Source organism: Streptococcus ovis DSM 16829, assembly GCF_000380125.1.
In the GTDB taxonomy this organism is placed as follows: domain Bacteria; phylum Bacillota; class Bacilli; order Lactobacillales; family Streptococcaceae; genus Streptococcus; species Streptococcus ovis.
The window spans coordinates 73,468-86,271 of the sequence record NZ_KB904585.1 but is presented as its reverse complement, the minus strand read 5'-3'; the positions used below and the strand labels follow the sequence as shown (position 1 = coordinate 86,271).

Annotated in this window: 13 protein-coding genes; all 13 read left to right on the top strand. The window is 43.4% G+C overall.

All coding sequences use genetic code 11. The annotated features are described in order from the left end of the window. Positions 1-1,092 (top strand): SspB-related isopeptide-forming adhesin (locus A3I9_RS0112285; protein WP_026217429.1); only part of this gene is annotated, 1,092 nt, incomplete at its 5' end. Positions 1,093-1,145: 53 nt separating this feature from the next. After that, positions 1,146-1,643 carry a hypothetical protein gene (locus tag A3I9_RS0112280; RefSeq protein WP_018378833.1) on the top strand — a complete coding sequence of 166 codons (498 nt, stop codon included), beginning with the start codon at positions 1,146-1,148 and terminating at the stop codon, positions 1,641-1,643. 85 nt (positions 1,644-1,728) lie between these two features. Then, positions 1,729-1,953 carry a hypothetical protein gene (locus A3I9_RS0112275; RefSeq protein WP_018378832.1) on the top strand — a complete coding sequence of 75 codons (225 nt, stop codon included), beginning with the start codon at positions 1,729-1,731 and terminating at the stop codon, positions 1,951-1,953. Positions 1,954-1,977: 24 nt separating this feature from the next. Next, a complete protein-coding gene (locus A3I9_RS0112270; RefSeq protein ID WP_018378831.1) occupies positions 1,978-2,727 on the top strand; it encodes a hypothetical protein in 750 nt (249 codons plus the stop codon). Between the two features lie 12 nt (positions 2,728-2,739). Continuing rightward, positions 2,740-3,087: a PrgI family protein gene (locus A3I9_RS0112265; RefSeq protein ID WP_018378830.1), complete on the top strand. Its 348-nt coding sequence runs from the start codon at positions 2,740-2,742 to the stop codon at positions 3,085-3,087. Continuing rightward, entirely contained in the window at positions 3,047-5,401 is a 2,355-nt protein-coding gene (locus A3I9_RS0112260; protein WP_018378829.1) for a VirB4-like conjugal transfer ATPase, CD1110 family, read from the top strand. Before A3I9_RS0112265 ends, A3I9_RS0112260 begins: the two co-directional genes overlap by 41 nt. A gap of 29 nt (positions 5,402-5,430) precedes the next feature. Then, on the top strand, positions 5,431-8,112 hold the full coding sequence (locus A3I9_RS0112255) for a phage tail tip lysozyme (protein WP_018378828.1): 2,682 nt from the start codon (positions 5,431-5,433) through the stop codon (positions 8,110-8,112). A gap of 16 nt (positions 8,113-8,128) precedes the next feature. After that, positions 8,129-8,740, top strand: a complete 612-nt coding sequence (locus A3I9_RS12930; RefSeq protein ID WP_018378827.1) for a hypothetical protein — start codon at positions 8,129-8,131, stop codon at positions 8,738-8,740. A 16-nt stretch (positions 8,741-8,756) separates the two neighbouring features. Next, positions 8,757-9,389 (top strand): hypothetical protein, encoded by a 633-nt coding sequence (locus tag A3I9_RS0112245; RefSeq protein ID WP_018378826.1) that lies wholly within the window; start codon positions 8,757-8,759, stop codon positions 9,387-9,389. Positions 9,390-9,394: 5 nt separating this feature from the next. Next, the gene (locus A3I9_RS0112240) at positions 9,395-9,667 is read left to right on the top strand and encodes a hypothetical protein (RefSeq protein ID WP_018378825.1); all 273 of its coding nucleotides are present in this window, start codon (positions 9,395-9,397) and stop codon (positions 9,665-9,667) included. Further along, positions 9,621-10,466, top strand: coding sequence for a hypothetical protein (locus A3I9_RS0112235; RefSeq protein WP_018378824.1), 846 nt, complete (start codon positions 9,621-9,623; stop codon positions 10,464-10,466). The genes A3I9_RS0112240 and A3I9_RS0112235 overlap by 47 nt, the downstream gene beginning before the upstream one ends. A 12-nt stretch (positions 10,467-10,478) precedes the next feature. Beyond that, a complete protein-coding gene (locus tag A3I9_RS0112230) occupies positions 10,479-10,997 on the top strand; it encodes a hypothetical protein (protein ID WP_018378823.1) in 519 nt (172 codons plus the stop codon). Then, positions 10,994-12,790: a VirD4-like conjugal transfer protein, CD1115 family gene (locus tag A3I9_RS0112225; protein WP_018378822.1), complete on the top strand. Its 1,797-nt coding sequence runs from the start codon at positions 10,994-10,996 to the stop codon at positions 12,788-12,790. The genes A3I9_RS0112230 and A3I9_RS0112225 overlap by 4 nt, the downstream gene beginning before the upstream one ends. Positions 12,791-12,804: the final 14 nt, after the last annotated feature.

The following is a 12,804-nucleotide window of genomic DNA, read 5'->3' as shown; positions in this document are numbered from 1 at the left end:
AAGGCAGGTCGTCCAGCTTACAAACAGGATCAGATTGTCATTGAGGACTACTTGCCATCTGGATTTAAGTTGGATTTGGATCAGACAGTAGATGCTAATAAGGACTATGTCATTACATTTGACGAGGTGACAAATTACCTTAAGGCCACCTTGACAGATGAAGGTTTGGCGAAGCTCAACCAAGACTTGACAAAAGACTTTGATCTGGTTGACTTGATCTTGTTTGGCTCTCCTCAGAATGACAATGGGGTTTATAAAAACACCTACAGCCTCCTGATTGGGGATTACAAAGTCTACTCTAATACAGTAACCATCTACACCCCAGGTAGTGAAAATCCAGATAATGGCGGCTCTACTATCCAGCCAATCAAGAAAGTACAAGACCTTAAAGGAAATGACATTAACAATCAGACTGTAGATAAAGGTCAAAAGATTGTCTACGTTGGAGAATGGGACCTGGATCAGTACAAAGACATTGCGGCTGGTGCGGTAGCCATTCAAAAAGGCTTCGGCTATATCGACAACTACGATGAGACCAAGGTTAGTCTTGATTTGGACAATGTGACGATCAAGGATAGCACAGGAAAAGCAGTAGAAGGTCTGACAGCCTATGTGATTAAAAACTTGGCAGATGCACCTGAAGCCATTCGCAAACTTGTCCAAGATGCAGGTATTGAGATTGGCGAAAATGATGAGTTTGTCATTTGGGTAGCCAATGATCCACAAGCCTTCTATGACACCTACGTGAAGACTGGTTTGGATATTTTCCTGGAGATTCCTGCGACAGTCAAGAAGGATGTGCCTGGAGGTGAGAAGATTGACAATGTGATGTACCAGATTGATTTCGGAAATGGTTATGTTTCCAATGTGGTAACCAATACCGTCAAGGAAGATCCTAAGCCAACTCCACCTGTACAGCCAGAAGCCCCACGTCCACAAGCTCCAGTAGCACCAGCTCCTCAAACAGCACCAGTACAAGCAGCTGCAATGTTGCCGTCCACGGGAGAAACAACAGGTCTCCTATCTGTTATTGGGGCTATGATGTTGGTAATGCTTGGTTGGATCCGATTTGGAGAACGCAAGGAAAACTAGTTTTCCCCCTGGCTTTATGATATAATAAAGCCAACAAATGAGAGGGGATAGAGATGAGAGAGGATAAGAAAATGAACGCACACGTGACAAAGAGTGGCTATAAGTACTATACCCCACAAAAAACTACTTCAAAGGCTCCACAAGCCCCTAAAGAAAGCAAGTGGAGAAATGGACTCAAGCGGGTTAGAAAAGCCCTTCTAGCGGGTCTTAAGAACCTTCCTGGGCTGATCATGAGAGCAGCTGTCCTTATGGTCACAACACCCTTGATGATTCTCCTCTTTATTTTTAACCTGCTGAAGAGCCTGCTCGTCACAGCCATTGGCTGGTTTGTATTTAAGGTAGTTTCTTACTTTATTCTGGGTTTTGGAATAGCAGGATATGCTTTTCTAATTCAAAAGGATATCCCAGCACCAGAATGGTTTAACAATATGATGACAGATTTTGTATTCCCACACGGTGTTCCAATTCATTACTGGTGGGAAACGACTATTATCGTTGTTTTAGCGGTCATTACCGCCCTCTCTCTAACCCTCCATCCAAACGAGGTTTAAGCCTCATTATTCCCCTATAGCACAGAGACACTGAGATTTTTCTTAGTGTCTTTCATTTTTTAGAAAAGAAAGTGAGAAATCAAATATGCAAGCAGTTGTAAACTTTATCAATCAAATTGGTAATATCGGTGGCCTGGTTGGCCTTGGTTGGGTTGCCTGGGGAGCCTGGGACCTATTTATCGGCATTCGTCGAGAGCTAGACGATAAGAAGGACAAAGGCATCCAGAGTATTGTTTTAGGTGCGCTCCTTGGGACAGTACTAAAAACTCTCTTTTCAGCTATGGCTGCTGGACTTCAAGCCATTGGGTAAGCTGAGACAAAGGAGGTGGACCTTATGGATCAATCCACATTAAGTCAGCTGACCATGAGCCTCAAGGACTATAACCCTACAGCCTACCAGCTGATGGAGACGGTCTCAGGATCTATGGAAAAGGTGGCTATTTTACTGCTCTTACTCTTTATGGGCATGAACATGCTCAACTGGAACCAGCAGCTTAAAAGTAACGGTGGAGAACTGTCCCTCCAACTTTGGATTGAGGAAATCCTGAAATATAGTATCGCCCTCTTTCTCATCCTCTACTTGGATGAGTTTTTTGATAGCCTCTCTTGGCTCTTTAATGTCGTTATCAAGATGGTTGCTAAATTGGGAATAAAAGAAGTCAACACTGATATAGAATTCAGTGTTAAAAATCTAAATTGGGCTGCGAAAGCAATGCTTCAGTTCGTATACCACGTTGTTGACTTTATCGGTCAAATCTCAACTAAGTTGCTCATCCTCTTGCGATCCTTTACCCTTTATACCTACAAGGGGATTGGAAAGATTGTCGTGGCTTGTTACATGATGGAGAGCCTACGTCCAATCTGCTTTGGCTTTTTCAAGCTCTACATTGCAGCCGTCCTGCAGGGGCTCATCCTAGTGGTAGTTATCATGCTTTATCCAGCTATTGTGACCAATGACCTATTAACCGTCGCAAAGACTGGAGCCTGGACCAGTGCCCTAATGGCCATTGCCAAGGGGATTATTTATATCATCATGCTCTTTGGTACCCAACGCATGGCCAAGAATATTATGCAGGTGAATTAAGAAAGGAGACTTATGACACGTTTAGGCAGTGAATTTCTAAAAGCCTTGGATAGCTACGAGCGGCCTATTATTGGCTATATTACCTTTAGGCAGCTGGTGCTCCTCTTTGGCATAGGACTGACGGTACTTGTGACCTCGGTCCTTTTTTGGTTTCAAATACCCGACATCATTCTTTATGGCGTTAGTCTTTTGGTACTAGTGCCTTTTGTTATTTTTGGGTGCCATATCGATGAAAAGATTAAAGATGAATTGCGTTTTCTCTTGACCAAACAAGAACGAACGTATCAAACAGACTATAACAGGAAGGACTATACGAGAAATGACTTTATTCGGCCGAAAACAAACCCCGAAAATCTCTAAAGCAGAAAAAGAAAAAGCCAAGCGGTTGAGACGAACCCTGACCGCTTCTACACAAAACAGCTTGAACTACCAAACTCTAACACCTGATGGGCTTATGACCATCACAAATGATACTTATTCCAAAACCTACCTCTTGGGAGATACTAGCTACATTACCGCAACCGATGACGAACGAATAGACGTGATCGAAACCAATGCAGATATTTTCAATTCTCTGGACATTGACAATGATATGCAGCTGCTGATAGTGAACAGGAGGGTGGAAAGCAATAGCTTGGCTGCTATTCGTTATGACCTCGCTCAAGATGGTTATGATGACTATCGCAAGGAATACAACGCCATGATTAAGGACCGATTCTCCCAGGAACAAAACACCTTTAAGGTGGAGAAGTACTTGACCATCACAACCAGGGCTGACCAGGATCATCAGGCTAGACGAATCCTAGATGATACCGCAAATATTATTGAGAGTCAGTACAGTGGTCTTGGGATTTCTTTCAAGGAGATGGATGGTCTAGAACGGCTACTGGTCTTTCGTAAACTCTTGCGTCGTGAAGCTTTTCTTGACTTCACCTACGAAGACATTGCTCTCTCTGGTTTATCTACCAGAGATTTTATTGCCCCGTCCTACCTGAAGTTTGATAAGGACTATATGCGGATTGACGATAGCTATGCCAGGGTTCTTTATGTGAAGCAGTACCCAACCTTCTTGAATGACAAGCTCATCAAAAACATTCTGGACACAGGAATTGAGTTAGCCATTAGCCTTCACGCCAAGGCCTATGATACGGCAGATGCCTTAAAGAAAATTAAGACAGTCAAATCCAGCGTCCGACGTGAGATGATTAAAAGCCAGAAGGCTGCTGCTAGAGAAGGCTATGGGAGTGATCTAGCGGTCGGAGGAAAAGCCATTGAAACCAATAAGGAAACTGAAAAATGGACAGAGGAGCTTCAGGAAAACGATCAGAAGATGTTTTCAGGTGTTATGGCTATTTACCTAGTGGCAGACAACCTAGAAGAGTTGAAAAACCATACCGAACAGGTGCAGCGTTCCGTCCGTAAGAACACGGTGGAGCTAGATAAGTGTTACCTCTATCAGGAGGAAGCCCTCAATACCATTCTTCCGATTGGCCTGCCTTTTATCAATGTCAAACGCCGTTTTATGCGAGATATGACCACCAGTAACCTAGCAACCCAGGTACCCTTTACCAACGTTGATTTACGGTCTTCTAGCCCACGTGCCGTTTATTATGGCCAAAATCAGCTTTCTAAGAACGCCATCACTGTGGATAGAAAGAAGGACTTAAACACGGGATCAGGCTGTATCTTTGGCATTTCTGGCTCTGGGAAATCAGTTCTGGCTAAGGGCGGAGAGATTATCCCAACCCTCTTACGCTACACAGAAGACCAGATCATTATTGTCGATCCTGAAGCGGAGTACACTGATATTGGACGAGAATTTAACGCTGAAGTGATTACGATTGCCCCAGGGTCACCCCATCACTTCAACCTCCTAGACTTGCCAGATAGGGAAAAACTCCAGGCAGAAGATAGTGACCCGATTGGCCAAAAGGCAAACCTTCTCTCCACCCTCTTTGAGAATATCTTCTCTGAAGTCTCTGACGATGAGTTTGCCATGATTGATCGTGTGACCAGAAAGACCTATGAGGAGTATTCGCACCCTACCTTTAAGGATTGGCAACGTGTCCTAGAAGCACAACCGGAGGACATCGCTCAAGCCTTAGCTCTCAAGGCAGAACCCTATACCATGGGTTCTAATGACATTTTCGCCCATCCAACCAACGTTAATATGGATAACCGCTTCATCATCTTTAACCTAAAGCAATTGAACGGGAAACTCAAACCCTTTGCCCTCTTGGTGATTCAGGATTATATCTGGAACCAGGTAGTCAACCATCAGGGCAAGACTACAACTTGGCTCTATTTTGATGAGCTACAGCTCTACTTCAAAAACAAGCTCCAGGCCACTTTTTTTACAGAACTGTACTCCCGTATTCGAAAATACGGGGCTCTTCCTACAGGGATTACACAAAATCCGGAGACGGTTTTATCGACTGAAGAAGGAAGGAAATTGGTTTCCAACTGTGAGTTTTTAGTTCTCCTCAAGCTCAAGCGGACAGACTTAGAAGCCTTGTCACAAGTAACTCCTCTGACTCCTTCCCTGGAGCGTTTTGTCTTACGGCCTAAAGCCAAGGGAACAGGGCTTATCGTGGCAGGGGATACCATTGTTCCCTTTGAAAATCCCATCCCTAAAGATACCAAGCTCTATCAGTTGGTCGCAACGGATGGCTAGACGACAAACAGAAAGCGAGGTGGTGAGTTTTGTACAAGACTGACCCCAAACAAGCCCGACAGCAGAAGCGAAAAGGCATGAAAGACGCTACTCATGCCAATCAACAGAAGGTGGCGAAGGAAGCCCGCTTAGATTCTAAGGTGGCCTTCAAAACCGCTAAGAAAAATTACCGCCTAGCCAAAAAGGACTATATCCGCCATCAAGGTCCACACCTGACCGCTAGAGCCCTCTTCTTTAAGCAACAGAAGGACAAGGCTAGGCTGGAGAAACAAATCGCTAAAACGATCTATAAACGGGCTAAAAAGGCAGATGATACCTATATTCCTAATCGTTTGAAGAGGCGAGCCAAACAAGGCGCTCGAATGAAACTCAGGCAGGAAGTGGAAAAAGAAACACGAGACAATGATATTTTAGATGATATTGTCAAAGCAAGGCAGGACATTCGCCAATTCCACTACCAGAAAAACGCGTCTAAACGTGCTATAGAAGCTGGTGGGAAGTTGGGCAAATACACCATTAAACACAGCTATGGTCAATTGAACCGAGTTTATAACTTCACCCGTGGTCGTGGCTTTACCAGAACTCCGAAAGAATTTTCTTGGGAAGGGAAGTTAACTAGAAAAATCCGTGCTGCCGGGCAAAGAATGGCTCAAACAAGAGCTGGACGAGTAACTAGAGGAACAGGTAGGGTGTTAAAGGTTGCTACCAAGCCCTTACGCTCCATCTTAGCTAATCCGTTGGCCATTAAGTCCTATTTTCTCATGTTTCTTATCTTTGGTGTAATGGCCCTTTTTATGGGGGTTTTGGGAGGCAGTGGTCCTGTCCAACAAAATGAATTTGACCTCAACCAATCCTGGCTTCATATCAGTAAACGAGACCGAGAAAAATCCAACGACAAAGTGGAATATTGGACCAACATCGATGATATCCTCTTCTTTATGAACTACCGTTATGGAAGTGAGTGGAGACCTGAAAGCAACTGGAAGGATGGAAGAGGTGGTGCCTTATCTGGGACTTTCGGTTTTAACCACTATTCGGATGCCTTGAATGATCTTTGGAATCACCTAAACAGGGATATCAATGATCTAAAAACCATGTCGGATCTTTACGGTTCCTCTTCAACGTTGAAATGGGCAAAACTGGATAGAGATGAGTTAGAGGAGTACAAGGAGCTACTCGACTTATCCAAAGAAGTGGGGAAATACCCTGCTTATCAGGAATTAGAAAATCCATTTTATAAAGAAAACGAGAAGGTTTATCAAGAGCCTTTGGTGATTCAAAAACGTTTTGGCTACACGTCAAAGACGGAAGTTTACAATGGTACCACCTTTCAAATAGAACGTGGTAAACCCATCTATGCCCCCATGTCAGGAATACTAGAAGTCACTAAGGACAAGGATATACTGATTAAGACGGATGAGACGATTTTAACGTTGAAAAATGTTGGGGAGATCCAACAGGTTTCAGGAAATAAAATTGCTGAAGGGGACAAGTTGGGTACGGTTTCAACAGATGGCGGACAAGAGATATTCTACCAAAAAGTGGAAAGCGTTGATAATAAGACCAAAAAGAAAAAATGGACCTACCTTAACGTTGGTTTTTACTTTGAGAAAGTTACCTACCAACAAGAAACCTTTGTCCTATCTAGTTCGGTAGATGGGGATAAAGCTCAAACAGTGCAGTTTATCCATGAGTACCTCAAGAAAAATGTTCCTGGTATGAAGTTAACTGGTCTGTCATCGATACTAGGTAACTGGGATGTGGAAAGTGGTATCAAGGCCAAACGGGCGGAAGGAGATTACCTGAATCCTCCTATTGGAGCTTCTACTAACTCCTGGGACAATCCGATGTGGTTATCAATGAATGGTCCAACAATCTATAATGGCCGTTATCCCAATATCCTTCATCGTGGAATTGGTTTGGGGCAGTGGACAGATACTGCTGACGGCTCTACCAGACATACCATGTTATTAAACTATGCCAAGTCAAAGAATAAAAAATGGTATGACCTAGAATTACAACTTGACTTTATGTTGAATGGGGATGCCCCCTGGTATAGAAAGAAGGTTCGAGAAATCTTGACTTCAGATGCTTCAGTCGAAGATCTCACCTATACGTTTTTAGTCCAATGGGAAGGCAATCCTGGTGACAAATTACCTCAACGGACAGCTTCTGCCAAGCAATGGCTAACTTTCCTGAAGAATAATAAAAACGGTGGTCAAAAAGGACGGGGTGGCCATATGTTTAACGAACCCTATATCGTTATCCAACCCTACGGTAGAACTCCATGGAGTCAAGGAGCAGGGGCTTGGATGTATCCTAAAGGTTATCATGACGGGGTAGATTTAGTTGCCAAGAGAGCGAATTACAATAGTTCCGTGATCTATGCAAATGATATTCCTGTCTTTGCGGTAGTGGGAGGAACTGTCACCAGTGCAGGAGGGCCAACTCAGTGGGGGAACTTTCTCGTGATTAAAACGGATCTAGGCGGTTATACCTATTATGGACATTTGAAATACCCACCGTCTCTTCCAATAGGCAAACGAGTAGAAAAGGGAGATCAGATAGCTGTTTTAGGGGATACAGGAACTGCAGGTGTTCCCCACGTACATTTTTCCTACTACTATGGAACTTATGCCAACGATGTTGACCCAAGCTTTTTATTTAAGACAAATGGAACCTTGGTACAGGACGAAGTGCTGATACCATAACCTTAAGGAGAAGAAAATGATTGATATTGACAAATGGAATAACCTTAAGAAGGCAGGTGTGGCAGTGACTGCCTTCCTTTCTCTGGTTTTGAGTTTTTGGTTAGGGGGAGTGTTAAAACCTGCTACAGTCTCTCAGAAAGCAACACCTATCCAACAGGAAAAACAAGATACGGAATCTGAAAATGGGTACGTGACAAAAGAACTTATTGAAGAATTTCTAGTGGCTTATTACACGAAGAAGGATCTGGGAGAGAATAGAAACCGTTATAAGGTTTTTATGACGGATACGGCCTATCAAACAGAAGTGGATAGGGAAGAAGCACCAGCTACACAAGCCTATAAAGGTTATATGGTAGATTTCATCTACCAGTCTTCAGAAATCTACTTAAATACGGAAAAGAATGCTGCCTTAGTAGAAGTTTCCTATACCAGCACCTTATTGGTGAAGCCGAATGACTATGAGAATGCGGCTAGGAATGTTAAACGTGAAGGGATGTTACAGATTGATTATGTGAAAGACGGGGATACCTATCGGATATCTAGCTTTAAGGAAGTTGGCTTAACAGATCTTCAAACACTACCTCCAGGCAGTGCTGGAGGTGATATTCCAACGGCATCAAAAGATTAAGGAGAAGAAAGATTCTATGAAAATGATTGACACAGAAAAATTAAAGCTTTTAAAGTTAGCAGGGCTTGCCCTGGCGACTGTCCTGGTTCTAGGTACAGTCTTTTGGGTTGGCCTGGCTAGTGCGAAACCCCAAAAATACACTAAGAAAACCACTCCCAAGACAGAACGGATTAAGAAGGTTGAAGGTGGCGAGCTGACATCAGCCTACGTCAAGGATTTTCTTTCAGCCTACTTTACCAAGAAGGATCTGGGAGAGAATAGAAATCGTTATCTTCCTTATATGACAGAAGCAGCTTACCAGAAAGAAGTTCAATCTGAAGAGGAACCTTCTGTCAAGACTTATAAGGGGTATGTGGTGGATACAAAGTTAAAGTCATCCACGATTTATCTTGACAAAGAAAACAAGGTGGTTTTAGCTCAGGTAAGCTACACTCAGACCCAACTTCAGAAGAAGTATGATTACACCAATGCACAAACCGACGTATTATCAAGTAGTACCCTACGTATTCACTACATTAAACAAGGTGAGAAATATTTGATTAGTCAAATAGAACCTATCCTAATCGTTGATACTCTCTCAGCTGACCAACAAGCAGGAATTCCAACGCTTAATCAACCTATTATCGCTCAAAATACAGAAGGAGAATAAAACCTATGACCAAAATAGAAATACTTGAAAAACAACATGCCAAAGCACAGGAGAGACGGGAGGATTTCTTATCCAAGGCTAAGAAGGAGGAAGACAAGCTAAAAGAGCTTGAAACACAAATCATTCTGGCCAAGCACGAGGCACGCTCAGACTATTTGGCTAAGCATAACCTAACCTGGGCAGATCTTGAAAAAGCAATAGCAGAAGGAAAGCTGAAAGGAGATGAGAACCATGTACCGATTAACCAACCTGACACAGGACACGACAACGACCTATAAAAATAAAGATTTGGTTTATCAAGCCTTAGAGCGAGAAAATGCTAAGGTCAAACACCAGGAGGCAGAAGGTATCCTCTTAGTGGAAGAACTGGATAAAAAAGGCGTGGTCATCTACCAAGAAGACATCTATCTCCCCTTTGATGGCATCGCAGATAGTCTTTTTCTGAAGACAGGTACGGATATTCCTTCTGAAAGACCATCTAAGGCTAGAGGATTTTCCTTTCTGAAGCCTTCTGAGAAGAATCTTGATCAAGCACCCACCAAAAAAGAAAAACAAGACCTCAGAGAGCCTTTCTCAGACACAGCTTCACAAGTTGAACGACAACAGAACAAGTTTTCTATCCTGAAAATCTTATGGCAGGGACTGCTTGTGTTAGGCTTACTGACGAGCCTGGCAGTATCTGGATTTACGACTAGTCTGCTTATCAAACAAGAAAAAAAGATTACCAATCTAAACAAGCAGGTGAAGGTACTTGAAACCCTCCAATCAGAAGCAGGAAAAATAGATACCTTTATCCGCTATTTTCTTCCTCACTACTATTCTGAACAGGGACAACTAGACGACTTTGTAGCAGGGTCTCTGAAGTTGGCGAATCAGCCAGGTCAGCTCCAGTCTGTTATTCTGGAGAATAGCTCACAGACGGGGAATAAGATCTATCAGTTGACCTATGTCTTATCGATTAAGGAAGGAGACAACAGAAGCCAGAAACGTCTAACAGTGACTATTCAGGAAAATCACTCTTCCCCTTACGGTTACCAGGTTATTGCTGAGCCAAAACTATCCAATTATCCAAAATAGAAGGAGGTAGCTATGGATCAAGAACGTACGAGCCATTCCTTGGCTCTAAAAGGGAAAATTACTGTAGAGATGGCCATTCAGGCTCTTTATACTCTGGCTAAGGCTTACCATGATGAAAGCCAGCACAAGCTAGAGAATAAGACTTTTGAAGGAGAGACCCGATTTAACGAGTTTATGGCAACCAAATCTCAGAAAGACGTTGAACAACTCTTGAGTAGTGAAGTCCATTTGGCCAAACTTAAGCATTACCTAGAGGAAGCCAAGGTAGGATTTACTTACCAACAAAAAGGAGAGACGACCTACCTTTACTTTGAAAGCAAGAACCGTCTCCTGGCCGAGAAAGCTCTGAAAGACATGTTAGCCGACATGACCAAGAGTCCTGAAAAGCTGACCGCCTTCTCTAAAAAGGTCTTGAAAAAACCCCATGAAATGCTTCCTGAAGAAAAGCTAGCTTATTACAGAAGTCATGCTGTCTATAAGGGGTTGAGTCCAGTTATTACAAAAGAGGTTGGAAAGGAGAAAGCTCGATGAACAGAAAGCCAATTTGGCCCTACCTGCTGGTGGGCTTTTTATCGTTTGTCTTGGCTCAATCCCTCTATGCATACTACCAACTATCGACACAAGCTGTTCCTTTTATGGGAATGCTAAGGGTGAATTGGTTACTGGAGAATTGGTCTCTCTTTCCTCTCCTCATCTCATTTGAACCTGAAGTCTTGATGGCTGGTCTTATCGGTTTTAGTCTTCCTATGTTGGTTTACGTATCTGGGGATAGGAGTTCCTACCGCCACGGGGAGGAACAAGGGAGTGCCCGTTTTGCTACCTTGCGTGAAATGAAACGGTTTGAGGACCAGGACAATGATAAGAATATGATTTTTACCAAACAGGTCAAGATGGGGCTTTTTAACTTTCGTCTAGCCTATAACGTCCAACTCAACAAGAATGTCATCGTGATTGGTCTTCCAGGAGACGGGAAAACCTTCACCTTTGTACTGCCTAACCTCATGCAGCTGAACTCGAACTTTGTGGTCACAGACCCAAAAGGCAACCTGGTCCATGAGACAGGGAAGATGCTGGAAAGAAATGGCTATGCCGTTAAAGTCTTTGACCTCATCCGTCTAAAGAACTCTGACCGCTTTAATCCCTTTCATTACATGAAATCTGAGCTGGATATCGACCGTATCTCTGAAGCTATCACAGAAGGAACCAAGAAAAGCGAACACATGGGAGAAGACTTTTGGGTACAGGCAGAATTGATGTTGCAGCGGGCTTTGATTGGGTACCTCTATTTTGATTCCAGAGCCCCTGACACAGGAGCACAGCTCTATACACCTAACCTAGGACATGTGGCCGATTTGTTACGTGGGATTTACCGTGAGGATCCCGATGTGCCTAGCCCAGTTGAACAGATGTTTGAAGAGCTGGAGGAATTACAACCTGGTAATTATGCTTATAAACAGTGGCGGCTCTTTCAGAACTTCAAGGGAGAGACCAGAAACAGTGTGGTAGCCATTCTATCGTCTCGCTACTCTATCTTTGACCATGATGACGTGAGAAATCTCATTAGTGAGGATACTATGGAGATAGACACCTGGAACACCAAAAAGACAGCTGTCTTTATTGCTATTCCAGAGACTAATAATGCCTTTAACTTCCTGTCTTCTATCCTCTTTGCGGTTGGTTTTGAAGTCTTGACCCACAAGGCTGATGATATTCTCCAGGGCAGGATACCAGGCTACAGCAGGAAGAACTTGAGACATATTCAGTTTATTCTGGATGAGTTTGCCCAGATTGGCCGTATTCCAAACTTTACCCAGGTTCTGTCCTCTATTCGCTCCCGTGAGATGTCTATTAAGATTATCCTCCAGGCAGTCAATCAGCTGGAGAGCCTTTATAAGAGCGATTGGAAAACCATTTTTAACAACTGTGCGACTCACGTATTTTTAGGGACAAACGACAAGGATACCATGGAATACTACTCGACCCGTTCTGGGAAACAAACCATTAGAACCAGATCAACCTCAAAATCTCACAGTTACCGCAACGGCTCATCAAGTGAAAATAAACAGATCCAGGGCCGCCCACTCCTGACCCCTGATGAAGTGGCCAGAATTGGTGTGGATGAAGGTCTGGTCTTTATCTCTAAGCAGAATGTCTTCAAGGACAAGAAAGCTAGCGTTTATGACCATCCAAGGCAGGCAGAAATCGCCCAGGCTCCTTACGATGATAACTGGTATGACTATAAGCGACTAGGAACGGATATTGATGGTTTGCTTCTCCATGCTAATGACCTAGACCCTCACTTTGAAGAACTGTTTGTGGCTTAAATACAGAAAGGAAA